Below are 25,535 nucleotides of genomic sequence, written 5' to 3' on the forward strand. Positions count from 1 at the left end.
TGTTGACGGGGGTGGTGTGCGCGCATTGACTGGCGGCCGTGTCCACCATCGATCCGCCCTCCGTCACCGCGTGCTACGCCCTCGCCGTCCTGAGGGCCACGGCGGACGGCACCGGCGGATCCGGTTCCTGGGCCCTGCCCACGGACCGGCTGGAGTTCGGCGAGATGCGCGCCCTGTGGGACGCAGTGCTCAGCGCCCGGAACGCGGGTCCGCACACCGGGCTCCTCGTGGGCGACCGCATGCGGCCCGAGGGCCTGCACATCATGGGCCACCTCGTCCTCACCTGCGCCAGCCTCGCGGACGCCGCGCGGGCGGCCGAGCGCTACCACCCCCTGGTGAGCCAGGTGGGCACGGTGACCCTGGACCGCGGCAGCGCCGTCGGCCGGGTCTCCTACCGGCCGACCGTCGACCCGGCGGACATGCACCCCCAGCAGGTGGAGGCGGTCGTCAGCAGCATGGTGCGAGCGGCCCGCTGGATCGTCGGCGACGACTGGGCGCCCCTGGCCGTGTCGTTCTCCCACCCCCGTACGGGCTCGGCCGAGCCTTACGCCCGCGTCCTCGGCTGCCCCGTCACCTTCGACGCCCCGGAGAACGCGATCACGGTGGCCAACGAGGACCTCGACAGGCGCCGCCCCCTCTACGATCCGGCACTCAACGCCCTGCACCGGGCCTACGCCGACCGGCTCCTGCACCAGTTGTCCGCGGCCGAGACCGCGGCCGGGCGCGTGCGGCAGTGGCTGGAGCACGCCGCACTCGAGGACGCGGGCCCCGAGGGCCCCGCCAAGGAGCTCAACCTCAGCGTCCGGACCCTGCGCAGGGCCCTGCACGCGGAGGGCACGTCGTGGCGCGCCCTCCTCGACGCCGCCCGCCACGGCCGGGCCAGGCGGCTGCTGGAGACCACGCCCCTCCCGCTGGACCGGATCGCCCGCCTCGTCGGCCTGAGCGGCGCGACGGCCCTGGTCCGTGCCTTCACCCGGTGGGAGGGCATGCCTCCCGGGGCGTACCGCAGCCGCCATCGGCCCGCGTCCCCGGATCGCGACGCGGCCGGCAGCGGGTGAGGAACTTCACCGCGGGCGAGGCCCCGGCCGGCTGCCCCCGTTGCTAGTGCTGTGGCCGGAAAGGTTTGCCGGGGCGCGTCGTCCGGTGCGGTGCATCGCAAGGCGGAGGGCCGCGACCCGTACTGGACGTACCGGCGCGGTCCGACAACGCGGCGAGGCGCCGTACCGGGCGGCGCGACCCGGTGAACCTTTCCGGCCACAGCACTAGATTGTCCGGCGGCCGGATCCACGGCCCCGGACGAGATGCGCCGTACCCGGTTACGCACGACGACGCGCGAGGTGCTGCACGAGCAGCGCCGTCCGCTGTCCGCACCGGGCAGCGTCCTCGTCGAGCAAGATGGGCCGAACGCCATGACCGTGCCACTCACCCGCAGCCTGTACCGGACGACCGCACATGCCGCCGGGGGCCGTACCGGATCCGTCCGCACGGACGACGGGCGCCTGGACGTCCGCCTCGCCCCGCCGCGCAAGAAGGTGCCCGGCACCACCAACCCCGAGCAGCTGTTCGCGGCCGGTTTCGCCGCCTGCTTCACCTCCGCGCTGGCGGAGGTCGCCGCCGAGTTCGGGGCGGATGCGTCCGCCGCGCGCGTGGCCTGCGAAGTACAGCTCGGTACCACGGACACGCCCGCGGGCTACGGCCTCGCCGTGGCCCTCACCGTCAGCCTGCCGGGGTGGCGGGCGGCCGACCTCCAGCCCCTGCTGCACCGGGCGGACGCGGTCTGCCCGTACTCGCAGGCAGTACGCGGCAACGTACCGCTGACCCTCCTGGCCGTGGACGATCCCGCCACCGACGACCGGGCCTGAGCCCGGGCCGGCGGGCCGCGCCCCGAGTGGCCCCGGCATCCCGTTACACGTGCCCATCGCCGTCGGCCGCCGCGAAGCGGGCGGCGGTGGTCACGATTCGCAGCACACTGGGCAAGTGGGCTAGCCCGGAGCGCAGGACGATGCTACACAGGGACTTCTGATTAGTTACACGTGTAACAGCACTGGTGCCCATTCAAGCCACGGAGGCTTCGGAGCGTAGATGTCCACCTCACCTCGGGCGATGTCTCTGCCCTTCTCCTGGGCCGACCAGGAACGACACCTCGTCAGCCACCTCTCGGCGCTGATCCGCCTGGACACCTCGAACCCACCGGGCAATGAGATCGCCGTCGCACGCCACCTCTCCCGTGAGCTGTCCCGCTCCGGTATCGCACACAGGGTTCTGGAGTCCGAGCCCGGACGGGCCAACCTCGTCGCCCGGCTGCCGGGGACGGGACAGGAACCGCCGCTCATGCTGCTGGGCCACGCCGACGTGGTCGGCGCCCAACCCGGCGGATGGAGCCGTCCCCCTTTCTCGGGCGAGGTGGCCGACGGCCGCGTGTGGGGCCGCGGGGCACTGGACATGAAGGGCCAGGTCGCCGCGAGCCTGCTGATCATGCAACTCCTCGCCGCGCACCGGATCCCGCTGCGGCGGGACGTGCTGCTGGTGGTCACCGCCGACGAGGAGGCCGGCAGCCGGCTGGGGGCGTACTGGCTGTGGGAGAACCACCGCAGCCTCGTCGAGGCCGAGTTCGCGTTCAACGAAGGCGGCGGCCAGCGCTTCATGACGCCCGGCGGCCCCGTCTACACCGTCCAGGTGGCCGAGAAGGGCAGCGCCCGGATGCGGGTCACCGCTCGCGGGCCGGGCGGCCACGCCTCCGTCCCGCGCTCGGAGTCGGCGGTCTTCACGTTGGCCGAGGCCCTGCTGAGGCTTCGCGCGTTCGCCCCGGAGTCGGTGCTGCATCCGGCCTCGCGCCGCATGCTCACCACCTTGGCGGACCTGCACCCGGGCCCGGGCGCGGAGGCGATCGAGCAGCTGCTGACGGACCCCACCTGGGCCCGGGCGCACAGCCTGCCCATCGATCCCGTCCTGCGGGAGTTCGTCGTCGCCGGGCTGCACAACACCGCGACTCCCACCATGCTGTCCGCGGGGCAGCGCCAGAACGTGGTGCCCGTCGAAGCAGGCGTGGTGCTGGACGGACGTCTCCTTCCGGGCGAGCTGCCCGATCGGTGGGCGGCGGAGGTCCAGAGGGCAGTCGGAGACCGCGTCGAGGTGTCGCTGCTGCACGGCAGAGTGAGCCACGGTGTGCACGACGACCCGGAACTCCTGCGGGTTCTGGGCGATACCGTCGCAGCCCACGAACCGGGTGCGCGGGTGCTGCCGTACATCAATCCGGCCGCCACGGACGCCCGTGCCCTCCCCGACACGAAGGTCGTCGGATTCTTTCCCTCCGCGAGTGACGCGGACGTCATGCGGCTCATCCACGCACCTGACGAGCACGCCCGGATCACCGACCTGATGTTCGGCGGGAAATGCCTGCTCGACGCGGTCCTCAGACTGTCCACGTAAAAGGAGTCAACCCATGGGTGTTGTCATCGAAACCCTGACCGGCAGGGTCGAAGGCACGACCGAGGACGGACTGTCGGTCTTCAAAGGCATTCCCTATGCCCTCCCCCCGGAAGGGCCCCTGAGGTTCCAGGCGCCGGCTCCGGTTCCCGCCTGGGACGGTGTCCGTCCGGCCACGTCCTTCAGCGCCGCACCTCCACAGTTGCCGCTGGTTCCCGGGATGCCCCCGGCCTGGCGGCCGGAGGACGGCCTGGACTGCCTCAGCATGAACGTCTGGACCCCGGGGGGCGCCGGTGACCGGCTGCCGGTCATGGTGTGGATCTACGGCGGGGGGTGGAAGACAGGCTATTCCGCTGATCCGAGCTACGACGGCGAGGTGCTCGCCCGGGGCGGCGTGGTCATGGTGACGTTCAACTACCGCGTCGGATTCGAGGGGTTCGGCTATGTGCCGGGGGCACCCGCCAACCGGGGCCTCCTCGACCAGGCCGCCGCACTCACATGGGTAAGGGAGAACATCGCGGCCTTCGGCGGCGACCCGGACAACGTGACGATCTTCGGCGAGTCCGGCGGAGGCGCGTCCGTCGCCGCCCTGCTGACCGCACCCGGCGCGCGCGGTCTGTTCCGTCGTGCCATCGTCCAGAGCATCGCCGGGCGCTTCCTGCCCGAGGAGGAAGCCCGGCGGATCGCCTCGCTGATCGGGGATGCGGTCGGCGTGGGCCTCGATGGTCTGGCTTCCGTGTCCCCTGAAGCCCTGCTGGCGGTACAGGACGAGCCTCTGCCCGCGATGAGAGCGGATCCGGCGAAGTGGACGACTCCCGAGGCCATCACCGCGTTCTCGCCGGTCATCGACGGCATCACTGTGGTCGACAAGCCATGGCTCGCCCTTCGTTCAGGGTGCGCACGTGACGTCGACTTGATCTCCGGCTACACGCATGACGAGTTCACCCTGTTCGCCATGGAACGCGGACTCGTCAAGATCAAACTCGGCGCGATGGTCAAGGCCATGCCCATGATGTTCGCGGCGGCACGCGCCGGATTCCGCGATCGGGCGGCGCGAAAGCCGGCGCCTCCCTCGGCGAAGATCCGCGACCTCGATCTCGATGCCGTCACCGAGGGGTTGGGGCTCGGACGTCAGGCCGCAGCCGACTACCGCGCCGCCCACCCGGATCTGACCGACTCCCAGCTGTACGTCACCATGTTCTCGGACGCTTTGTTCCGGATGCCCGCGACATGGCTGGCCGAGGCGCACGCCGCGTCGGGCGGGCGGGCGTGGCTCTACGACTTCACATGGAACAGTCCGGCTTTCGGCGGGGCCCTCGGCGCCTGTCACACCGTGGACATCCCGGCGACCTTCGGCCACACGCGAGGGCCCCTGGCCGGCTTCCTGTTCGGTGGAAAGGTCCCGCCCCAGGACTTCACGCGGCTGTCCGAACAGCTCCGTTCCTCCTGGATATCCTTCGCCGCCTCGGGGGATCCCGGCTGGGCACCCTTCACAACGGAACGGCCGACGACTCGCCTCTGGGACACCGAACCGTCTGTCGTCGAGGACCCGCTCTCGGCATCCCGCCGAATATGGCACAAGGAGTCCGGTCTCTGACGACGCGGGGACACGTCGGGGTCGGGGGCGTGCCGCCCGGTGCGTTCGCCCGACTCCCGCGCCTCCTGCGTCATCCGGCGGTGCCGGAGGCACACCGCCGCCCTGCGGCGACGCTGTCGATGCCTGGCCTCGCCGCCCGTCAGAGGTGCCGAAGGACGGTGGAAGTGAACTCGGTGGTGGAGGCGGAGCCGCCGAGGTCGCGCGTGCGCACCAGGGTGGTGGCCAGGACGCCGGCGATCGCGTCGGTGATGTCGGCCGCGGCCCCGGGGTGGCCGAGGTGGTCGAGCATCATGGCGGCGGACCAGATCGCGCCGATCGGATTGGCGATGCCCTGCCCGGCGATGTCGGGGGCCGATCCGTGGACCGGCTCGAACATGGAAGGGTACTCGCCCCGCGGGTTGAGGTTGGCGGACGGAGCGATGCCGATGCCGCCGGCCACCGCCGCCGCCAGGTCGCTGAGGATGTCCCCGAAGAGGTTGGACGCGACGACGACGTCGAAGCGGGCTGGGTCGAGGACGAACTTGGCGGCCAGCGCGTCGATGTGCTCCTGGTTCCAGGCGACCGTGGGGTGCTCGGCGGAACGCTCGGCCACCAGCTCGTCCCAGAAGGGCATGGTGTGCACGATGCCGTTGGACTTCGTCGCCGACGTGAGGCGGCCGCCGCGCCGTTCGGCGAGGCCGAAAGCGAAGTCGAGGACCCGGGTCACTCCCGCCCGCGTGAACACGGCTTGCTGCACGGCCATTTCATCGGGACACCCCCGGTTCATCCGACCGCCGATCTCGCTGTACTCGCCTTCGGTGTTCTCCCGGACGACCACGAAGTCCACCTCGCCGGGCGTGGCCGCGCGCACGGGGCTGGGAAGGCCGTCGAACACGCGGATCGGGCGGAGGTTGACGTACTGGCTGAAGGCCCGGCGGATCGGGATGAGCAGCCCCCACAGGGAGACATGGTCCGGCACACCGGGGTAGCCGACCGCACCGAGGAGGATCGCGTCGTGACGGCGGAGCTGCTCCAGCCCGTCCTCGGGCATCATCGATCCGAGACGCAGGTACCGCTCGCAGGACCAGTCGAACTGCTCGTAGGTGAACGTGATGCCGTGGCGCTGCCCCACGGCGTCGAGGACCTCTCGTGCCGCCGGGAGGACTTCGGTGCCGATGCCGTCACCGGGTATGAGGGCGATGCTGTGGTTCGTCATGGCTCGAATTCCAGCAATCGGGGGCCGTCCGGGTCCAACACGTATCCCCGATGTGCCTCATAGGCTGCTCCTATGAGGCGGTGGGACGGCGATCTCCAGGAAGGCACGGGCGGCCGGCGTCAGCTGCGCCTTGCGGCTCACCAGGACGTTGTGCTGGACGCAGGCCGGTTCCAGGCCGAGGACGAGGGCTCCGGCCCGTTCGGACAGGTCGGCCCAGGATTCCGTCACCACCGCCAGTCCGACACCCCCGAGCACCAGGGGCAGGAAGGCCATCCGGTGTTCGGTCTCCACCGCGATGCGGACGTCGATGCCCTGCGCTTTCAGGTCGTCGACGTAGGCGCGGATTCCGGTCCCCCGCTGCCCGACGATCAGCCGGTGCCCTTCGAGCTGCTCCCGTTGAACTGCCCGCCCGGCCGGGAAGGGGCCGTCCATCGGGGTGACCAGGACGAGCCTGTCGTCTCCGACATGGTGCGGGACGACGTCGCGACTCGGAAGCGTCGACGAGGTGGTCAGCAGTCCGAGTTCGCAGCCTCCCGTGCGCACCATCTCGGCCACGTCCGCGCGGGTGAGGGCTACGCGCAGGCTGAGCAACACCTCTGGATGGCGCTCGGTGAAGCGCCGGACCATGGTGCTGAGGGGTTCGACCGTGGGTGAGGCCATCGCGGCGATCTCCAGGCGTCCGCCGCGTAGTTCACGCACGGCACCGACGCTCGCCCTGGCCAGCTCCAGGGCGTGCAGGGCTTCCCGTGCCCGTGGAACCAGTGCGTTGCCGGCCTCGGTCAGGACCACCCTTCTGCCTATCCGGTGGAACAGGCAGCTGCCCACGTCGCGTTCCAGGCCCTGGATGGCCTGCGACAGGGACGGCTGCGATACGTAGAGTGCCGCGGCCGCGCGGTTGAAGCCGCCCTGGTCCACGATGGCGAGGAAGTACGTCAGCTGCCGGAAGTCCACGGTTCAGCGCAGGCCGTCCGCGACGAACCGCACGGTCCCGTCACCGCCGCGCCGGAGCAGGCCCGCCGTGGGGGCGGGGAAGTGCGTGCCGATCACGAGCGTTCCCGTGTCGGCGTACCGCTCGACGAATGCCCGTCGGGTGGCAGCCGCCTGCACCACGTCGGTGTCGGCGAGGCCGGCTACATCCGGTTCGATGAACTGCACGGGGTGGTGCACGAGGTCACCGGTGATCACGGCACGTTCCCCGCCGGACTCGACCACGACCGCGACCTGGCCCGGGGTGTGCCCGGGGGCGGCTTCCAGGCGCACACCGTCGCACACCTGGTGGTCGGCTCCGACGAAGTCGACGAGACCCTCGTCGATCAGCGGCTGCATCGTGTCGGGGAGGTTCGTATCCGCTTCGTCCGCCCAGTGGTCCCATTCCACGCGTGTGACCAGGTGACGTGCACGGGGAAAGGTCGGCACCCACTTCCCTGCCACCAGTCGCGTGTTCCACCCGATGTGGTCGAAGTGGAGGTGGGTGCAGACCACGGTGTCGATGGATTCCGGCGGGTAGCCGAGGGCGGTGAGGTCGTCTAGCCATGTGGTGTCCAGCATCTGCAGGAAGGGCACCGATGCCCGGGCGTTGCCCACGCATGTGTCCACGAGGATCCTGCGTGTACCGGTGTCCACAACCAGCCCGTGCACCGAGAGCACAAAGGTGCCGTCCGCCCTGCTGTAGTCAGGAGCGGGCCACGGGTACCTCTTCAGGAGCGCGGTGTCATCCGTCCGCAAGGCCCCAACAACAGGAACAGGTACCTCCGCCTCCAGCACTTTGTGAATCGTCGTTGTACCGATACGCCACGTCGCCATTCGATCCTCCACTTGATGATGAATCGAATAATATTGACGTCCGCCATAAATTCGCAATAACTTGGAGTGCCCCGAGACCTTCGACCCGGTCTGGAAGGACGCACCTCATGGGTTTCACCCAGGACCGCACCGCGCCCGTCGTGAACACGCACTCGGGCCCGATCCGCGGCGCCGTCGAAGACGACCTGGCCGTTTTCAAGGGCGTGCCGTACGCGGCGCCGCCCGTCGGGCCCCTCCGGTGGCGCCCAGCGCAGCCGCATCAGGGATGGAGCGGCACCCTCGACGCGACCACGTACGGCCCCAGTTCGCCACAGGCCGTCCGTGAGGGGGACCCGATACTCGGCAGCCACGGCTTCCCGCCCTTCGACGAGAACTGCCTGACGCTCAACGTGTGGACTCCCGGCACCGACGACGCCCGCCGTCCCGTCCTGGTCTGGATCCACGGCGGCGCCTTCATCTCAGGGTCCGCGGCGATGCCGAACTACTCCGGCGAGACCTTCGCGCGGCACGGCGACCTGGTGGTGGTGAACCTCAACTACCGGCTCGGCCCGCTCGGCCTGCTGTCCTTCCCGTCGGACGACGGCGTCGAGTGCGGCAACGTCTGGCTCACCGACCAACTCGCCGCGCTGCGCTGGGTCCAGGACAACATCGCCGCCTTCGGCGGGGATCCCGGCAACGTCACCGTCGCCGGCCAGTCCGCCGGCGCCGTTTCCGCAGCGGCACTCGCGGGCCACGGAGGTGACGGCCGCCTCTTCCGGCGAGCCATCCTCCAGAGCGTCCCGCTCGCCATGCCCCTCGCCACGCCTGCCGAATCCCTGGCCCGCACCGCGGCCTATCTGGAGATCGTCGGCGTGAAGGACGTGGACGAACTGCGCACGGTGCCGTGGCCGCGGCTGGTCGAGGCCACCGCCGGACTCCTCACCGCCACCACGGAATGGGGACACTGGACCGCGCCGTTCATGCCGGTGCTCGACGGCGGGACGGCGGTGCGGCAACCCTCCCTGAACCTGCTCGACGGTCCGGGCGCGGACATCGACGTCCTCATCGGCTGGACCAGGGAAGAGTCCGCTTTCACCTTCGCACTGGGCGAGACGTACGCGTCGACGACCAAGGAGCAGGTGCTCCGCCGGGCACGGGACAGCTTCGGTGACGGCGCGGCCGAAGCGTACGCGGCGTACGAGGCCGCCCGCCCGGGCGCACGGCCGATCGACGTACTCGTCGATCTGACCACCGACGAGCTGTTCAGGAAGCCCACCCTGGCGTTCGCGGAAGCGCGGGCGGCACAGGGCCGCCCGGTCTGGGCGTACGAGTTCGATTTCCCCACCCCCGCGCACGACGGCCGCCTGGGTGCCCCGCACTGCCTGGACCTGCCGTTCGTCTTCGACAACTTCGACACGTGGGCGCACGCGCCGTTCCTGGCGGGGATGGACACGAGGATCAGGGACGGCCTCGCCAGGACCGTGCACCAGGCATGGATCTCGTTCATCCGCACCGGCGACCCCAACCACCCGGCCATGCCTCACTGGGACCGGTACGACCAGCGCTCCCGCAGCACCATGCGCTTCGACACCGTCACCAAGGCCGTCAGCTCATTGCCTCTTGGACCGTTCGTAGCATCAGAGCAGCTCATTTGACGTGGCGACTTGGGCTCCGTCGCGCACGGCGGTGAGCGGAAGGTCTCGTCGGGGGAGGTGCATCCAGCCCTCGACCGCGGCAATGGCATGCTCCTCGTCCGTGGTCGGCGAATGGGTCATTCCACACGCTGCGGCGCGTGCGACGACCGCCGAGATCAGGGAGTCCAGGTCGTGTTCGCTGCGCGTGCACTGGTCGCGCACGTGTTCGCTGAGGTCGAGGCCCAGGCCTCCGGTGAGGCCTGCAAGGATCTCGGCCCTCACAGGAAGAGCTGCGGGCTTGCGGCCCTTGTAGCTGTCCTTGCCCGCAAGCCCCCACTGAATCAGCGCGAACGCCGGGTAGACCTCGACGACCGAGCCGGAGCCGTCTCGGGGAATAGCGGGGCCCGCCTCGGCCAGACATTCCAGAAGACCCACCGCTCGCATTGCGACGATGCCCAACTTGTCAGCAGCGACCGAGAGAGGGCGCTGCTGTCCGGCACCGGTCCGCTTCCATGCCACGTCGTCGGTCAGCCGATGGGTGAACCTGACCAGCCCGTCACGGCCGCCGTGCGGCGCGTAACGGGACCGTGCGGGCAGCCTCGCGCCGGCCTGGTGAGCGGCGAGCAGGGACGTGAACGCGACTGGCCAGCCAAGAGGAGAATCCAGGCCGGTCTTGTCGGCGGTCCGCATGGCCGCCAACAGGTCCTCGTCGTTTCTGGCCTTGAGTATCTCGACGACCGGTTGCTCCGCCCATGTGACGCGACAGACCCCGGTCGTTCCGGAGTAGCCGGCCAGGTCGATGCCCACCGTCACCATGGGCGGGTTCGTCGCGGCGGCCCCTGCCGGCTTGCCCACAGTCATCTCCTGCAACTCTCCTCCGTCCCGCCTGGCTGTCGGTGCGTGGACGCACGATACTTGCTCGCCCGGGCGAAGAGACCGGCCTCGGTCTGATCCTCTGCACAGCAGGCCGGGCGGTCGGCATGGCGAGCGGAGGACTCTCAGCCTCCGCGATCAACGCGTCCAACCCCGCCTGGGGTTCGTCAGTCTGCTTTCGCCTGGGTGCGCCGCGCGTAGGCGCGAGCGGCGCGGGCACGGTCGCCGCAGCGGATGGAGCACCAGTGGCGGCGTCCGTGGCGCAGCAGGTAGCGGTTGCAGGGGGTGGAACCGCAGGCGGTGAGGCGGTCGGCGTCGGGGCTGGTGAGGAGGTCGGCCGCGTTGGCCGCGAGGGTCGCGAGAGCGCGGGCGAGGATCTCGTCGGTGGGGCACGGCACCGCGCGGTAGGGGCCGTTCTTCTCGTCCCAGTAGAGCAGGCCGGCCGTGGGAGCCATGCTCAGCGCGTCGTTGACGGCGGACAGTGCCACGGGCAGGGCGGGCAGCCCGGCGACGCGGGCGGCGAACAACGACCTGAGGTGTTCGCGCAGGGAGCGCAGCTGCGTCGCGCACATTTCCCGCACCCCGGCGTCGGCCGGCGCGAGGCCGTGGTCGGTGAGCCACCGGTTCGCGCTCTCGGGGGTGCCGAGGAAATCGATGAACTGCCCTCCGGGCAGCGCGATGGCGCTGTTGACGAAGTCGAGGGCGAGGTAGTCCTCCGCCCCCGGGGCAGGCAGTCGCACGGATTCGAGGGCCGGGATCTCACTCATGATTCTCATGGTACCCCTTGCATCCATCCGTGAACCCCCTATGATCATCACGGATAGACCGCAACCCAAACATGAGATTTTGAGGTCCTGATGGTTGATATCAGCACGCCCGTCGAGCAGTTCCCCGTCCGCGTCTTCGGTGGCCCGACCGCCCTCTTCGAGTACGGCGGCCTGCGGTTCCTGACCGACCCCACCTTCGACGCGCCCCGCGAGTACCGCGTACCGGGCGGCCAGTTGACCAAGACGGCGCCCGCCTCCGCCGCGCCGGCCGACCTCGGCCGCATAGACGTGGTCCTGCTCTCCCACGACCAACACCCCGACAATCTCGACGAGTCCGGCCGGGCACTGCTCGCCGATGTCCCTCTCACCCTGACCACGCCCGGGGGCGGACAGCGCCTGGGGGCGGGAGCCAGGGGGCTGGCCGACTGGGAGTCGGTCGACCTCGACCGCGCCGGTGGCGGCACCATCACGGTCACGGCCGTACCCGCCCTCCACGGACCCGGCACGCGCGAGGAGGTCGAACCGTTGCTCGGCCAGGTCGTCGGGTTCGTCCTGACCGGGCAGGACCTGCCCACGGTCTACGTCAGCGGCGACAACGCCTCCCTCGGCCTGGTCAAGCAGATCGCCGACCGGTTCGGCCCGGTGGACACCGCCGTCCTGTTCGCCGGGGCCCCTCGCTTCACCGAGCTCTTCGACGGCGCACCGATCGTCCTCGACAGCTCGCAGGCCGCCGACGCCGCCACCATCCTCGGTGCCCGCCGGGTGGTTCCCGTCCACTACGACAGCTGGGAGCACTTCACCGAGGGAGGTGACGAACTGGTCGCCGCCTTCACCGACGCCGGGCTGCTCGACCGCCTGGACCTGGGCGACCGGGGCTGACCCCGGGCAGCCTGCCGCTGGTACGAAGAGACCGTCGGCCCCAGTGCCCGGACGGCACAACCACCCGACCCGCCCCCGCGAGCGCCCGTAAGGTGCGAGGTAGTGATCACCGATGACGGGAGCGGGCGGGCCGACCGTCGCCTTCGTGCGTGAGCTGACGCCTTCGAGGTCCGGCAGGCACCGGGTCGGAGGCCAGACAGAGGGCGCTCAGACCGTGAACGGCTTCTGCCGGAGGAAGTCCTCGGGCGGGTTTCCCGTCATGTAGAAGTTCGGGCTCTGGATGGCAGGCATGCGCCGCTGGATGTCCCGGTGGAAGGCGCGGTAGTCGCCTCGGAAGGCGCCCTCCTTCCACACCTTGAGCAGCTGCGCGGTGAACAGTCCGTTCACGTCGCCGTCGGAGGCGACCTGATTGTCCTGGCAGGCGGCGATGAGCACGGCGCCGGGGGCCGGGCGGCCGCCGTTGCCGTCCCTCAGCTCGCGCTGGATTCCCTCGTACAAGGCCCGGTCCCGCTCGAAGGCCTGCTGCTGCCTGAACAGCGGCATCATGCGGGAGGCGGCCTCCAGTCCGCCCGGGTCACTCGTCTTGAAGTGTGCCCGCATGGCCTCGGGGGTCAGCAGCTCATTCACGGACTCGATGGCGCTGCCGCTGTGACAGCAGTCGAGCAGGGCGACGATCCTGACGCCCTTCTCGAAGCGCTGGAACTCGCGGTACAACTCGTCGTCGAGGAACTGGCGGTCGAAGAACACCAGCGTCTCGTCCTGCCGGTCGGGCTCGGCATCCGATCCGGTGGTGTTGGGCATCTGGCCGCCGTGGCCCGAGTAGGTGAAGAGCAGGATGTCCCCGGCCTTGAGCCGTGCGGCCGCCGCGCGCAGCTCGCCGGTGATGTTCTCCACCGTGCCGTCGCGGGTGAGGACGATGGTGTCTTCGAATCCCGCGGCACGGCCTACCGCCGCCATGTCTCGGGCATCGTTCTCGCAGGCCAGGAGTGCGCCGTCCCAGCCGTCATAGGCGGCGGGATCGACCTTGTTCAAGCCGACGTGAAGGGAAAGGCCAGTGGGCACGGGGGCTCCTCGGGGGCGCGCCGGGCGGAGGGGGTCGAAGGATGGATTCCGCGGCCCGCCCCGTCCGAACCGGGGCGGGAGGGAAGCCGCCCGATCGGGCCTGCCGAGGGGCGACGGGAGGGTGGCCGCTGTTCGGGTGGCCCGTGACGCGCCACCGTAAATGATCATCCCTGCGCGGTATTCCCATCATATGAACGCAATTGAGACGCCGCCGGGCCGCACGGCGAGCCCCGCGGCGCGCCCCGACGCCCTCGCCGACCGGACCGGCTACGACGAAGCCTTCCTGGGGCCCGTCGTCCCGCTGCCCCTCCCGGCCTCGGCCGCGGTCGACACCGTGGTCCTCCCCTACACCCACTTCACCGTCGTCCTGCGCCCCGACCGCAGGCTGGCCGCCTCCACCGCCGTCTGCATCGACGGCCAGAAGCTCGTGGAGGACGTACCCCGGGACGACGCCTGGACGTTCGACCCCCGGCTGCCCGAGTCCCAGCAGGCCGGCAACGACGTCTACCGCGACAACCCCCTGGACCGCGGGCACCTGGTCCGCCGCCTGGACCCGGTCTGGGGTGCGGCGGCGGAGGCGGGCCGCGCGAACACGGACACGTTCCACTACACCAATGCGGCCCCGCAACAGGACGTCTTCAACCAGGGCAAGCAGCTGTGGCAGGGGCTGGAGAACCACCTGCTCGACCACGCGGCCCAATTCGACCGCAAGCTGAGCGTCTTCACCGGCCCCGTCCTGCACGACTCCGACCCGCCCTACCGGGGCATTCAGGTGCCGCTGCGCTTCTGGAAGGTGGCCGCCTTCGTCCAGGGCGGGGCGCTGGCCTCGACCGCGTACATCCTCGACCAGAGCCCCGACCTCAGCCGGGACCGCGAGCGGGCGATGGCAGGCGCCAAGCCCGGTGACCCGCCCCCGCTGGGCGCGTACCGCACGTTCCAGGTGCCGGTGACGGACATCGCGGAGCTGACCGGACTCGACCTCGGACCGCTGCCGGCAGCGGACCTCATGCCCCTGACTCGGGCGCCCGAGGAGCGCTGGCGGCGATTGGAGTCCTACGAGGACGTGGTCCTGGGGAGCTGAGCGGCGCGGGCCGCCCGCCACCGGGCGCGGCGGCCCGGCTCCGCAGGGGCACCGGTCGCCGCGTTGCGGCCGGACAGGCCGAGTGAAACCATTGCAGGTATCAGGCAAGTCCGTCTTTCCGCGCCGCTTCGGCGGGTGTGCAGGTGCGGGATGTCTCCCAAGGACACCGAGTGGGGCCTCGTCACCGGACGGGTACGCGACCACCTCTTCATCGCCGGTGAACCCCGTTCCCTGCTGGTGCAGTTCGGATTCGCACCGGAGTTCGTGAGCAGGATCCCGCTCGACTACGTGAGCAGCGACAACGCCGTGGCCTTGGTTGAGGCCGTGCGGAACGACGGGATCGACACCCAGCTCCACGTCCTCGAAACCCTCGTACGGCTCGACAAGACGGTCCTGGTGGTGGACGGAGAACCGGAAGCGGATCGCGCTGCGCAACAACCTCGCCTTCGACGCGGACGACCGGGACGGGCTACGTGGGCACGCAGCTGAGCGCCGTCATGGAGCACCTGCGCGAGCACAGTGCGCAGGTCCACGAAGAGATCGCGGCGGCCCAGTCGGCCCAGTCGGCGCTGGCGCGGCAGGGACAGGCACAGGAGGTGTGAGATGCGTGGCGGATCACCGGTGGCGACGGGACCCGAGCAGGTCTTCAGGGAGGACCTGCTGGAGGTCGCCGCACGCGTACGCAAGGGACTGGGGGCGGAGTTCCCCGAGTCCTCCGAGGAGCTCGCGCCCCGAGAGGAGACGGGGCGGATCCGGCGCGCCGCGCTGGAGGAGCGAGCCAGGGTGCTGGAGGCGGGGGTGCGCGGGCTGGAGAAGCTGGCGGCCGGCCGCGGCGGGGACGTGGACGAGGACGAGTACTTCGGGGTGGAGGCGATCGTCCTGCTCGAAGGCCGCCCGGCGATCCTGGTCCAGGGTCAGGACTTCGCCTCGCCCCCGGGCGACTGGGCGCTGCTGGAGGGCCAGCGGCCGGCCATCCGCGAGTCGATCGCCCGGGTCGGCCGGGTGGAGGTCACCGGGCACGCGGAACTGGACTGGCTGGGCACTGGCTTCCTCGTATCACCGTTCGCCGTGATGACCAACCGGCACGTCGCCGCCGAGTTCACGCGCGCGGACGGGGAGGGCGGGTTCACCTTCCGCCAGGGCATGGGGGCCCGCATCGACACCGCCGAGGAGCTCGGCGCGGCGGCCGCCGACGACTCGTTCGAGTTCGCTGTCACCGAGGTGATCGGCATCCACCCGGACGTCGACATGGCGCTGCTGCGGGTCTCCCCCTCGACGCGCGGCGGTGGCGTGCTGCCGACGCCGCTCGCGGTCGCGGGCGACGCCCCGCCGGAGCTGGCGGGGCGTCCCGTGTACGTGGTCGGCTACCCGGCGGCGGACGGCCGCCGCAACGAGCCGGAGGCCATGAGCCGGATCTTCACAGACATCTACAACGTGAAGCGGCTCCAGCCGGGCACGGCGACAGGCCTGGTCCCGGACGGGGCCGGTTCCACGATGACGCACGACTGCTCCACCCTCGGCGGCAACAGCGGTTCACCGGTCTTCGACCTCGCCGACCACCGGGTGCTCGGCCTGCACTTCGGCGGCAGGTTCCGCTCCGGCAATTTCGCCGTGCCACTGTTCCAGCTGACCGACGACCCCTTGCTGGAGCGGGCGGAGGTCAACTGGGTGTAGCGGGCGGCGGGACGGCGGCGCGGACAGCCAGTGGTCTTCGTCGAACAATCAAGGACGTCATCGAGTGCTACGCCGACACGTACGGCACTACCGATGGCTACTTCCTCCGGCACCCTCAGGACGCCACCCGCCCGTTCCACCCGTACCTCCTACAAAATCAATGGCAACGGGGCCGGACTACGGGGCGTCCAGCTGGGCCTTGCTGTGGGCGTAGAGAACGCGCTCGCACACGAGGCCCAGGCACTTCGCCGACTCGCCGTCTTCGACGGCCTCGGCGTTCACCGCCGGACCGTAGTGCTCGGAGACCGACCACAGACGCTGCGCCCCGCGTTCGTAGTAGAGGTCTTCGGCACCCGCGGCGGTCTTGATCGCGCTGCCGTTGGACACCAGCTCACCGTTGCTCCACTTGTAACGCCAGAGGTTGCCCGGGTCGTTGTGACCGGCACTCTGGTTGACGTACAGCTTCTCGCCCATCGCCAGCGCACCCTGGGCGCCGCCGTTCGTCATCGGCAGGTAGTTGGCCCAGCCTTCGGCCGACACTTCGCCGGAACGGTTCTCCAGGTCCTTGACGGGGTACGAGGCGACCCGGCCGGGCGACGGGTAGCCGCTCTCCGGACGGCAGTACTCACCCATGATCAGCCGGTCCGGGGTCGTGCTGCGGTCGAGCGACAGGTAGGACGCCTTCGGGGCGCCCGTGCTGACGCACTTGAACGAACCCGAGGGATTGGACTGTGTGGCCTTGAACTTCCAAGCCGCCACCTGCGGCATCACGTAGCGGTAGCCGAAGCTGTACCAGACGTTGTCATGGCGGCCGACCTTGGTCTTCTCCTCGACGTTGGACGTGGTCTTCACCCCGTCGGTGTCCGCGCCCATCTCGTCACCGGCCTTGCTGTCCCCGTTGGGATCCAGATCCATGATCTTCTCCATGTCGAAGATCCGGATGCCGTTCCGGGTGTCGGCGACATAGAGATAGTGGCCGTACCAGACCATGCCGCCCGCATGCAGGCCGTTCTGCATGTCCACGTCCGGGTCCGGAACCGACGAGCCTTCGGCGGAGTGCACTCCGTCGAAGGAGACATGGTTGGAATTATTCATGTACGCCCAGCCCAGCAGCACATGCCGGTACTTCACTGTGCCGTCGGCGCGGCGCTGCACGAAGGTGACCCGCACACCCTTCTGGTTGCAGGCGTCGTTCGCCTCCAACTCATCGGGGTTGCAGTCGCCAATCTCGTTGTCGTTGCTGTCTCGGCCCGGGTCCCAGTTGTCGTAGGACGCGTAGAGCTGGATGTTCGCGTCGTTGCCGACGCCGTACTGCTCGTTGTCCGCGGCGTCCGAGACGCCGGTCATGGCCTGCGGGATCCACTCGCGCGAGGTCGAATCGTCGTTCTCCAGGCACCACTTGAGGGCCGGAGCGGGCGCCGTGCCGAACGGGTCGCGGGTGCACGACGTAGTGTTGACGGTGCGGTTGGCATTGGCAAGGAGCTTCGACACGCCCGACTTGGGCAGTACGCCGTCGAGGCGGGCGACGCGTTCGGCGGTCGTCCCGTTCATCGCGCCGGCCTGCAGGATGAAGTCCGAAGGGTCAGCCTTGCCGCCGGGACTGGTCCACGCCATAGTGCCCACGGCCGCCGCATCGCTCACCGTTGCCTGCGGTTCCTGGTGCCACGATTCGGGCAGCGGCGGAGGAGTCTCCTCGGCGTGGGCCGGGGCCGACAGGCCGGTCAGTGCCAGCGTGACTGCGGTCGTGGCCGTCAGCCACGCCCGGCGTATTCGGGGCGTGCGCGGGGACATGTGTGGGGACATGCGTATTGCCTCCGTCGTTGCTGCTGTTGCACTGAATCGAACGAAGGCTTTCAGGACGCTTGTACGGAAAGCAAGGGTGATCGATGGGTCAACCACCCATGCCCGAACGGGATGTGCGGCGTTGCCCCGGAACCTCCGGTTCCGGGGCAACGTCTCAGGCCATACCTCCACTGACACTGCCTCGGGGTGAGTCTCCGCCTTGTCGCGGGGTCTTCTGCACCTCACCCCGGCGCTCGGGCGGACTCAGGGTGGGTGTCCGAGCTGGAGAAGGGCCGGATCGAGCTGGGGAGGGTCGGTCTGATCAACGCCGTGGCCGCCGCCCTGCCACCCCCCACACGCCGAAGCCCCCGCCGGGATCTTGACCGGCGGGGCCTGCTGTTTGGTGCGGGCCGCCAGGTCGGCATCTGCGGCAGGGAGAGCCCACAGAGGCAGGGGTACAGGAAACACGTGCCCGGACGCGCAGGTTCACAGCTCCGGCAGCGCCGCAGCGTCCCGGAGGGTGACCGGCGCCGACCGGGATGACAGGCGAGGAGTGAATCCGCGTACGGCGAAGCCCCGTTCTCCTTCATGAAGGAGAACGGGGCTTTACGTCAATTGAATTGATTGAGCTGTTGAAGGACTCAGGCGCAGCTCATGTCGACGGGGGCGGTATCCGGACCAATCCGGGTGCAGGTGTGCTGCGGAGCTTTCAGATCGGAGGTAGCGCCTTGCCAGACAGTGGCCTGCCAAAGGGCCTCCAGTCCGCCGGAATTCTCCTTAAGGCGCGGATAGCGCAGGACTTCCCAGGAAGGGAACTTGTCCTTTTGTGTCTTGCTGTCGAAGCCGGTGAAATTCCGGTTCTTGTCGTCGTATCCGTGCGGCCACACGTAGAACGTCGCGTTGATCCGCCCAAGATTTTGGGTCTCCACGAGCGGTGCGTCAACGAATGCGTTGACCATCGAGACGTCGATCCGGATACCGCCGTCACCGTACGGCTCGACCCAGTACTCATTCGTCGGCGCGGTGCTGTCGTCCACCACCCGGGCGTGCTGGGTGCGAACCAAAGGCTTGGCGTCACGGCACCACCCGGTCCCCTGGATGCAGGAGTGCTCGACGTAGACGCCGACCTGGCCCGTGGCCGTGTCCCAAGCGAACGTCGCCTTCGCACCGGCTTCAGGGTCGGTGCTCCATTTGCGATGTTCGCCGATGGCGTTTGTCAGCGGGGTGCCCTCGCCGATGAAGCCGCGCACGAGGACGATCCCGCGATCGGCTCCCTTGGGCAGCAGGGTTGCAGTCGCGTGCTGATCGCCCGCGTTCGCGTTGCCGTCGATGTGCTTTGCTTTCGCCCGTGCCCACTGCGGGTTGGGGGTCTCGCCCGGTGACCACCGGATCGGACCACGCTCAAACATCTGGGTGACGCCCTCCTGGGAGAGCTCGTCGGTGATGGGGTAGCCGTACGGGCCGCCCTCCCAGCCTGCGTCACCCCAGCGCTGCCCGATGACGCCCCAGACGGGGTGTACGCCGTTGGACCGGGTGGGGTGCCAGTAGAGCGAGCCGCCCGCGAAGACCTGACGCTTGCCGGCGCCGTCCGGAAGGGTCAGTTCGTCACTCGTGGGGTATCCGGCTCGTAGCCCTCCGGGAAGAAACCCCCGGGGTGTCAGCGAGAGCGGTGGTGGCCGGCCCGACGACAGCTGCGCAGGTGAAGTCGCCGGGCCAACGATCTTGCCCGGCCGGAGTCACGCCCGGTTCCGCAGACACCGCCTCGTGCCGGTCCCGACCAGAGGGTTCCTACCTTCCCGCGTAGTCAGGATCTTCGACCTCAAGTTCACGGGCACGAGGAGAGAAACTCTGCACCGTCGGGGCCTCGGGCTCGTTCGCAGCAGGCAGGTCCGTTGGGCCGCCTTGCTGCTTCTTGGCAGGGTCCTGCGCGATCGGATCTGCGGTATTCGCGGTGCGCGTCTGATCCTGCTTCTTCTGCCGCTTGGTCATTGCAGCTCTCCCATCTCCTGGTACTACCACCATGGACCTGTGGTGGCTCAGCGGCATCCCACAGACACCGCCCTGTGCGAGCCCTGACTCGACCCGTGCGGGTGCGGAAGGGGTGCGGTGTAGGTGCACACGCTGCCCTGCTAGCGGTGCACCGTGCACGGGGAGCCGGAAGCGGGGCGTTCGCCGTGTGTGGTGGCTCCGCCTCCTGGGTAGCCCTCTGCCTGCTGCCGGGCTCCCGCGTCCGGCACGGCAGGGGGAAGGGGACCACCCGTGGACAAGCCCGTGACCATCCTCATTCAGATCTCGGATGCTTCCGGGGGGGCCGAGGCTCTGTCCCTCGACAACTGGCTGACCACCCATCCGGCGATCACAGCGGACCCAGGCATCGCGACCGTTCAGGCCAGCGGGCTCTCGGACGACATGAGTGGCCTGGAAATCGCCGCCCTGGCCATCTCGGCCGTCTCCCTCAGTGCCTCGCTGTTCCAGGCGGTGTTCAGCATGCTGGCCTGGCAGAACACCCGTCCGGTTGTTTCGCGGATCACGCTCACCTCCAGCCTCGGAGGCGAGGCCCAGCTCGAGGCCTCGGACGATGACGACCTCGAGGCCCGGGCGCGGGCCGCCTCCGCCGATCTGCTGGGACCGCAGGAGGACTGACGCAGCGGTGGAAGCGAAACTCAGCGACCCGTCCCGCTCCGCGGCAGTGATCGTGGGCACGTCCGAGCAGTCGACCGGGAGTTCGTTCTACAGCCTGCCGGCCGTGGCCTCGAACGTGTCCCGGCTCTCCGCGCTGCTCCGGAACCCGGACATCTGGGGCCTCCCGCAAGACCGTTGCACCGATCTGCTCAACACGTCCCGGGACGAATTCTTCACCACCGTCGGGAACGCCCTCAAGGCAGCCACGGACACCGTGGTCATCTATTTCGCGGGTCACGGCATGTTGCACCCCAGCACCAACGAGCTGTACCTGTGCCTGCCCGGTGCACGCAAGCAGGGCGACTACAACACCAGCGCCATCCGGTACGCCGACCTGCAGACCACCCTGCGCGAGCCGCAGTACCACGTTCCGCGCAAGGTCGTCATCCTGGACTGCTGCTACGCCGCCAAAGCCTTCGGCGGCATGGGTGGTAACGACGAGTTCGACGCGCAGGTTACGACCCCCGGTGTGAGCACCCTGGTTTCGTCCGACGAGATGGTTCCCTCCAAGGCGCCGCAAGGGGCCGAGTACACGGCCTACACCACGCGGCTCGTCTCCGTGCTGGCAGGGGGACTCCCGAAGGGGAACGGGCTGCTCACACTCCAGGAGGTCCACGAGGAGGTGCGGGAACGACTGCTCCGTGCCCGGATGCCCGAACCGCGGATTCTCACCAGTGACAGCGGCCCTCACATCTGTATTGCGCGCAATACGCGGGCTACGCCCGGAAACGTTCCGGTGCACCTGCCCGCGGACGAGGAAGCCCGGCTGGAATTCCAGCCCGACCTGTACCGGATTCTCGCGGAAGGTCTGGGACGGTTTACGAAGGCGATCGTGGGCGAGTCGATTCCCTGGCATTCGCTGGGGAGCACCACCCCCGTGTCCGACGGGGAGCGGCTCCTGGCGGTGATCGACCAAACGCGTTTCCTGGGATATAGACGGTTTCTGGCGTTCAGCACGGAGCGCGTCCTCTGGAAAGCCGAAGGGAACAAGGTCGTCAGCGTTCCTTACGGGCTGCTCCGCCGCATGACGGTACAGGTGACCCAGAAGGCGCCGGTGGTCGAGCACGGCATCCTCGTGACCTGGAGGGACGAGCCCAACGGCGTGTGGATCTCCTCGGACGACCGGGTGGAGATGGTCCCGGACCGTAACCTGCCGTACTACCCGCTCAGGGACCTTCTCGTCGAGATCAGAAGCGCGGCGGAGCGGCACGGCATCACGAAGTGAACCGGCTCACGTCCCGCCGAGGGACCTGCTGCCCCGGGCAGCGGGCCCCTCGTAAAAGCCCGGGATGAGGCCTTGCTCGCGGACCGCGAACAGCACCCGCTGGCAGCTCTGTTACAGGGCAACGGCTGGACCGGCGTCGGCTACCTGCGCCGCTCAGTGGAGTGCTCGGAGAACCGCCCTTGCAGAGGGGCGGGGCAGTAAAAGGTCAGCATTGGCGCCCCAGGAGTCCCGCACCGCATGGCAACGAAGTCGCTCGCCCACGGCATGGGCACCGTCTACAAGGACTGCGAGCACGCCCAGCCCCGCTGGTCGAAGTGCCCGCACGAGTACAAGATCCGTTACCGCAGCGCGGCCGGGAAGCAGACCGAGGAGGCCGGCTTCTCGCCCAGCCCAACGCCGCCTGGTCGGCTGTGCGGCCGGGCACGAGAACCTGGAGATCGTCGCGGTGCCGCGCAATGCAGATGTAAACGGCTTCCACATGCTGCCCCGCAGGTGGGTGGTCGAGCGGACATTCTCCTGGCTGGGACGGTGCAGACGGTTGGCACGGGACTACGAGCGCAAGACCGCGCACGCCAAAGCGGTGATCAAAGTCGCCATGATCCGCCTCATGGCCGCCCGCCTCGCCGGCGAGGAGATCGAACCGCGCGGCCCCATCGAGACCGAAGCAGCCCGCCGCCTCGCCGACGACCTCAAGAACGAGTGATCACCCGATTACCCAACACCTTCTTACGCGCGTGTTCGGCCAATCACGGGGTCAGCCTCGCAGTTCCCCGAGCCCCTGATGGTGAGACCGTGTAGACCTTCCCGTAGGCCCGGAGGGTTTCGGCCGGGTCGCCGGGGCGGCCTCGCAGGACGGCGTCCAGGAAGGCGAGGGTCGCTCCGGCGACGACGCGCGGACTCTCGGTGCGGCCCAGGGTGCCGATGATCGAGGGCACCGGCGGCAGGTAGAGCGGGCCGTCCATGAAGGTGAGGTGCCCGGCGCCGGGGACGGCAAGCCGGTAGCTCGTCGCGGTGCTGTGCTCGAGGGCCTCGGTGAGGCGGGGCAGGTAGCGCGGGTCGGTGCCGGCGGTGATCTCCTGGATGAGCGCGAGCGCCGGCTGCTCGAGGGCGGGCGCGGTGGGGCCGTGGGGGTAGCCGTCCAGGTCGACGACGGCGCCGAACCGGCGGTCCTGCCGGGCCGCCTGCAGGGCGGCGGCACCGCCCAGGGAGTGGCCGGCCACCGCGGCGCGGCCGGTGTCCAGGCGTCCGGTCAGCGGGTCGGCGGTCTCGCCCCGGTCCAGCCGTTCCAGCTGGGTGAGGACGAAGCCGAGGTCGGCGGCCCGGACGGCGGTCCAGCCCGCCGCCAGCTCCTCGTCCCGGTCCCGGTCCCCGCTGGAGGCGGTCGTGGCGCGGATCGTGCGGCCGTCTGCGAGGACGACGACGGCGGAGTCGTACGGGTGGTCGAGGGCGGCGACCAGGTAGCCGTGGCTGGCCAGCTCCTCCGCCCAGGCGGTGTTCTGGGTCCGCACCCCGCCCGACCCCGGGGAGAACAGGACGACCGGGAACCGTTCTCCCCCACCGGCCACCGGGGCGTCAACGACCGCACGGCTGCGAGCCCGCGGGACGCCCTCGACCAGGAAGCCGGGCAGGCCGACCCCGCCGGCGAGGGCCTCGGCGACGGTGCGCGCCTCCTGCTCCGTGCGTCCCAGGTACTGGGACCGCTGGGTGCCGGCGGGGCTCTTCTGCGCGGGGTACCAGAGCTGGGCCACGACCGTGCGCCGGTCGTCCGGATCGGCGGTGAAGCTCTCGGGGCGGAGCGGGTCGGTCCACTGCACCACCCGGGTGCCGACCGCGAAGCCGCCCGACGGCTCGGGGAACTCGGGCACGGGGAAGGCCCAGGCCGCCACCGGGCCAATGGCGATCAGGCCGGCGCAGGCCAGCGATCCCGGCAGGGCCAGCCACCAGCGGGCCCGCCACGCCGGTCGGCCGGTACGGCGTCGCAGCAGGGGCGGGAGGGCGAACGCCGACGCTAGGGCGGCGCCGGCCAGGACCGGCAGCAGCTGCCAGCGGATCCCCACCACGCCCAGCACGGTCGCGGACGCCACGAGCACCGCCCCCGCCCCGATCGTGACGGACCGGCGGGCGGCCGGGGGGAGCCAGCGCGCCGCCACCAGCGCGAGGGCACCCAGCAGGACGAGGACTTCCGGAAGGGACATCGACAGCCCCGTGATGGTTTCGGTCACCCGGCCATGCTCGACGCCGGGTCCGCGCCGCCGCATCGGTCCCGGGTCGCCGCCGGTTGCCACTCCGGTCGCAACCCGGGCGGGCCGCGGTGCGACCGGAGTGGCAACCGGTCACGCCCGTCCGGGGGCCGCTCTGCGACCGCGGGAGGTGGTGGGCCTCCTCCTGCGGTCGTACCCCGGCAGGGTGCGGTCGGACCGTGGGCTCATGCGCGCCGCCGCCCCCGCGGCCTAGGCTCCGGCTGTACGCGCTGACGGTCCCGGTCGGGCCGCAACGACGACCGATCGACGGAGAGGTGTGACGGTGCGTCACCGGGACCGGGTACCGCCCCTGGTGTGGGACGCGGCGCTGCCGATCCTTCTCCTCCTCAACGTCGTGACGGCCTACCCGGCGCGGGAGCTGCCGGTGGCCGCGGCGCTCACCGCCGCCCTGGCGCTCCCCCTGCTGTGGCGGCGCCGGGCCCCGCTCGCGGTGTTCGGCGCCGTGGCGGCCGCGGCCTTCGTCCAGTGGCTGATGGACGTCCAACTGCCCGCGGACATCGCCCTGCTGGTGGCCCTCTACACGGCGGCCACGCACACAGGCCGGCGCGGCACGCTCCTCGCCGGTGCCGTCGTGGAGGGCGGAGCCGTGCTGGCCTGCCTGCGCTGGGCACCGGACGGCGCGTTCCTGACCCCCTTCGTCGCGCTCTCCGCGACGGTCGTCGCCGCCGCCGTCCTCGGGGTGAACGTGCGGACCAGCCGGGCCTACCTCGCCGCCGTGCAGGAACGGGCCGAACGGCTGGCGCTGCACCAGGAGCAGCAGGCACGGCCGGCCGTCGCCGAGGAGCGGGCCCGGATCACCCGCGAGATGCACGACATCGTCACCCACAACCTGTCCGTCATGGTCGCGCTCACCGACGTCGCCGTCTACGCCTAGCGCAGGTCCCCGGACCGGGCCACCGCCGCGATGCTGCAGATCTCCGAGACGGGCCGGCAGGCGCTGACCGACATGCGGCGCTCGCTGGGCGTCCTGCGGACCGGCGAGCGGGACGCGGAGCGCCACCCGCCGCCCGGCATCGCCGTCACCATGACCCACCCGGACAAGCCCGCATCGAACCCCTCGACCCGATGCTCGCCCGCGCGGGATTAGCCGAGGCCGGACGCATGTACGCCGACCCCCTCGACACGACGGACCCCCGGGTGAGCCCCCTGCACGGAACACTGAGCGGCCTCGCGCCCCTGACAGTGTTCAGCGGCACCCACGACATCCTCATCACCGACAGCGACGCCCTCGCCGCCAAGGCCACCAGCGCCGGCGTCCCCCTCGACTACCACCGGGCCGAGGGCCTGCCCCACGTGTACCCGCTCAGGCCCGTCCCCGAGGGCCCCGCGGCCCGCGATCTGATCGTCAACGCCTGCCGAGAGTGAGCCACAAGCCCTGGCCGGGCAGCGGGCAACACCCTTCAAACCGCGCGCCTTGTCAAATGCCCACAACAGCGCGCACCGAGCACCGGACCAGATTCGCAGCGGACTACGGCAGCCGAGAAGCGCTCACCTAGAGCTGCGCAACGGAAACTGAGGGGCCGTGACTGAACCCTTGGCCTCGCGTTCCACGACCCCGCCCCGCGCCTGGCGCACCTCACCTCAGGAATCTAACTACTCGTCAGTAGAGTCAGCA

The 25,535-nt window shown here is 70.1% G+C and carries 25 protein-coding genes, 2 pseudogenes and 1 riboswitch; of the genes and pseudogenes, 16 read left to right on the forward strand and 11 right to left on the reverse strand.

The features are described from left to right. The first annotated feature begins 38 nt into the window (after positions 1-38). The 4 genes from OG447_RS24205 to OG447_RS24220 all read left to right on the forward strand — a co-directional run bounded on the left by OG447_RS24205 (position 39) and on the right by OG447_RS24220 (position 5,023). A complete protein-coding gene (locus OG447_RS24205; protein ID WP_266939306.1) occupies positions 39-1,058 on the forward strand; it encodes an AraC family transcriptional regulator in 1,020 nt (339 codons plus the stop codon). 213 nt (positions 1,059-1,271) lie between these two features. Next, positions 1,272-1,335, forward strand: a riboswitch (guanidine-III (ykkC-III) riboswitch). A gap of 74 nt (positions 1,336-1,409) precedes the next feature. Continuing rightward, positions 1,410-1,862: an Ohr family peroxiredoxin gene (locus OG447_RS24210; protein WP_266939307.1), complete on the forward strand. Its 453-nt coding sequence runs from the start codon at positions 1,410-1,412 to the stop codon at positions 1,860-1,862. A gap of 241 nt (positions 1,863-2,103) precedes the next feature. Next, positions 2,104-3,429, forward strand: a complete 1,326-nt coding sequence (locus tag OG447_RS24215; protein WP_266939308.1) for a M20/M25/M40 family metallo-hydrolase — start codon at positions 2,104-2,106, stop codon at positions 3,427-3,429. Between the two features lie 13 nt (positions 3,430-3,442). Next, positions 3,443-5,023 (forward strand): carboxylesterase/lipase family protein, encoded by a 1,581-nt coding sequence (locus OG447_RS24220; protein ID WP_266939309.1) that lies wholly within the window; start codon positions 3,443-3,445, stop codon positions 5,021-5,023. A gap of 139 nt (positions 5,024-5,162) precedes the next feature. Here OG447_RS24220 and OG447_RS24225 read toward each other — a convergent pair whose 3' ends face one another. From OG447_RS24225 to OG447_RS24235, 3 genes are read right to left on the reverse strand one after another with little or no spacing between them, the layout of a single operon-like run. Beyond that, positions 5,163-6,218, reverse strand: a complete 1,056-nt coding sequence (locus OG447_RS24225) for a tartrate dehydrogenase (protein WP_266939310.1) — start codon at positions 6,216-6,218, stop codon at positions 5,163-5,165. A gap of 57 nt (positions 6,219-6,275) precedes the next feature. Continuing rightward, on the reverse strand, positions 6,276-7,169 hold the full coding sequence (locus OG447_RS24230) for a LysR family transcriptional regulator (protein WP_266939311.1): 894 nt from the start codon (positions 7,167-7,169) through the stop codon (positions 6,276-6,278). A 3-nt stretch (positions 7,170-7,172) separates the two neighbouring features. Then, entirely contained in the window at positions 7,173-8,021 is an 849-nt protein-coding gene (locus OG447_RS24235; protein ID WP_266939312.1) for an MBL fold metallo-hydrolase, read from the reverse strand. Positions 8,022-8,128: 107 nt separating this feature from the next. Here OG447_RS24235 and OG447_RS24240 point away from each other — a divergent pair, with 107 nt between their 5' ends. Then, on the forward strand, positions 8,129-9,655 hold the full coding sequence (locus OG447_RS24240; protein WP_266939313.1) for a carboxylesterase/lipase family protein: 1,527 nt from the start codon (positions 8,129-8,131) through the stop codon (positions 9,653-9,655). Here OG447_RS24240 and OG447_RS24245 read toward each other — a convergent pair. After that, complete coding sequence (locus tag OG447_RS24245) at positions 9,638-10,495, reverse strand: DUF429 domain-containing protein (protein ID WP_266939314.1); 858 nt, start codon at positions 10,493-10,495, stop codon at positions 9,638-9,640. The two genes, OG447_RS24240 and OG447_RS24245, sit on opposite strands and share 18 nt — an antisense overlap. 179 nt (positions 10,496-10,674) lie before the next feature. Further along, complete coding sequence (locus tag OG447_RS24250; protein WP_266939315.1) at positions 10,675-11,274, reverse strand: ABATE domain-containing protein; 600 nt, start codon at positions 11,272-11,274, stop codon at positions 10,675-10,677. A gap of 90 nt (positions 11,275-11,364) precedes the next feature. Between OG447_RS24250 and OG447_RS24255 the strand changes: the two genes are divergently transcribed. Next, complete coding sequence (locus OG447_RS24255; RefSeq protein WP_266939316.1) at positions 11,365-12,153, forward strand: MBL fold metallo-hydrolase; 789 nt, start codon at positions 11,365-11,367, stop codon at positions 12,151-12,153. Between the two features lie 207 nt (positions 12,154-12,360). Here the strand turns inward: OG447_RS24255 and OG447_RS24260 are convergent, their stop codons facing one another. Beyond that, positions 12,361-13,215: a caspase family protein gene (locus OG447_RS24260; protein WP_266939317.1), complete on the reverse strand. Its 855-nt coding sequence runs from the start codon at positions 13,213-13,215 to the stop codon at positions 12,361-12,363. Positions 13,216-13,405: 190 nt separating this feature from the next. Between OG447_RS24260 and OG447_RS24265 the strand changes: the two genes are divergently transcribed. The 4 genes from OG447_RS24265 to OG447_RS24280 all read left to right on the forward strand — a co-directional run bounded on the left by OG447_RS24265 (position 13,406) and on the right by OG447_RS24280 (position 15,970). After that, entirely contained in the window at positions 13,406-14,296 is an 891-nt protein-coding gene (locus tag OG447_RS24265; RefSeq protein ID WP_266939318.1) for a DNA/RNA non-specific endonuclease, read from the forward strand. Between the two features lie 150 nt (positions 14,297-14,446). Then, positions 14,447-14,785 (forward strand): hypothetical protein, encoded by a 339-nt coding sequence (locus OG447_RS24270; RefSeq protein WP_266939319.1) that lies wholly within the window; start codon positions 14,447-14,449, stop codon positions 14,783-14,785. Further along, entirely contained in the window at positions 14,770-14,898 is a 129-nt protein-coding gene (locus tag OG447_RS24275; RefSeq protein ID WP_266939320.1) for a hypothetical protein, read from the forward strand. Before OG447_RS24270 ends, OG447_RS24275 begins: the two co-directional genes overlap by 16 nt. 1 nt (position 14,899) lies before the next feature. Beyond that, positions 14,900-15,970 (forward strand): serine protease, encoded by a 1,071-nt coding sequence (locus OG447_RS24280; RefSeq protein WP_266939321.1) that lies wholly within the window; start codon positions 14,900-14,902, stop codon positions 15,968-15,970. Positions 15,971-16,147: 177 nt separating this feature from the next. Here OG447_RS24280 and OG447_RS24285 read toward each other — a convergent pair whose 3' ends face one another. The 4 genes and pseudogenes from OG447_RS24285 to OG447_RS24295 form a co-directional block, all read right to left on the reverse strand. Next, positions 16,148-17,773 carry a hypothetical protein gene (locus tag OG447_RS24285; RefSeq protein ID WP_266939322.1) on the reverse strand — a complete coding sequence of 542 codons (1,626 nt, stop codon included), beginning with the start codon at positions 17,771-17,773 and terminating at the stop codon, positions 16,148-16,150. Positions 17,774-18,393: 620 nt separating this feature from the next. Further along, complete coding sequence (locus tag OG447_RS24290; protein WP_266939323.1) at positions 18,394-19,161, reverse strand: hypothetical protein; 768 nt, start codon at positions 19,159-19,161, stop codon at positions 18,394-18,396. A gap of 63 nt (positions 19,162-19,224) precedes the next feature. Further along, positions 19,225-19,473, reverse strand: a pseudogene (locus OG447_RS32370) (hypothetical protein); the annotation flags it as partial. A 67-nt stretch (positions 19,474-19,540) separates the two neighbouring features. After that, positions 19,541-19,741, reverse strand: coding sequence for a hypothetical protein (locus OG447_RS24295; protein ID WP_266939324.1), 201 nt, complete (start codon positions 19,739-19,741; stop codon positions 19,541-19,543). A gap of 270 nt (positions 19,742-20,011) precedes the next feature. Between OG447_RS24295 and OG447_RS24300 the strand changes: the two genes are divergently transcribed. The 3 genes and pseudogenes from OG447_RS24300 to OG447_RS24310 all read left to right on the forward strand — a co-directional run. Next, positions 20,012-20,395 (forward strand): hypothetical protein, encoded by a 384-nt coding sequence (locus OG447_RS24300; protein WP_266939325.1) that lies wholly within the window; start codon positions 20,012-20,014, stop codon positions 20,393-20,395. Positions 20,396-20,402: 7 nt separating this feature from the next. Next, the gene (locus tag OG447_RS24305; protein WP_266939326.1) at positions 20,403-21,659 is read left to right on the forward strand and encodes a caspase family protein; all 1,257 of its coding nucleotides are present in this window, start codon (positions 20,403-20,405) and stop codon (positions 21,657-21,659) included. 469 nt (positions 21,660-22,128) lie between these two features. Next, positions 22,129-22,362 (forward strand): annotated as a pseudogene (locus OG447_RS24310) (transposase); the annotation flags it as partial. A gap of 43 nt (positions 22,363-22,405) precedes the next feature. On the opposite strand, the gene OG447_RS24315 reads toward OG447_RS24310, so the two are convergent. After that, positions 22,406-23,917 (reverse strand): alpha/beta fold hydrolase, encoded by a 1,512-nt coding sequence (locus tag OG447_RS24315; protein ID WP_266939327.1) that lies wholly within the window; start codon positions 23,915-23,917, stop codon positions 22,406-22,408. A 265-nt stretch (positions 23,918-24,182) separates the two neighbouring features. Between OG447_RS24315 and OG447_RS24320 the strand changes: the two genes are divergently transcribed. From OG447_RS24320 to OG447_RS24330, 3 genes are read left to right on the forward strand one after another with little or no spacing between them, the layout of a single operon-like run. Next, positions 24,183-24,794 carry a histidine kinase gene (locus OG447_RS24320; protein ID WP_266939328.1) on the forward strand — a complete coding sequence of 204 codons (612 nt, stop codon included), beginning with the start codon at positions 24,183-24,185 and terminating at the stop codon, positions 24,792-24,794. A 30-nt stretch (positions 24,795-24,824) separates the two neighbouring features. Beyond that, positions 24,825-25,007, forward strand: coding sequence for a hypothetical protein (locus tag OG447_RS24325; protein WP_266939329.1), 183 nt, complete (start codon positions 24,825-24,827; stop codon positions 25,005-25,007). Between the two features lie 14 nt (positions 25,008-25,021). Next, positions 25,022-25,285, forward strand: a complete 264-nt coding sequence (locus OG447_RS24330) for an alpha/beta hydrolase (protein ID WP_266939330.1) — start codon at positions 25,022-25,024, stop codon at positions 25,283-25,285. Positions 25,286-25,535: the final 250 nt, after the last annotated feature.

Source organism: Streptomyces sp. NBC_01408 (assembly GCF_026340255.1).
GTDB lineage: Bacteria > Actinomycetota > Actinomycetes > Streptomycetales > Streptomycetaceae > Streptomyces.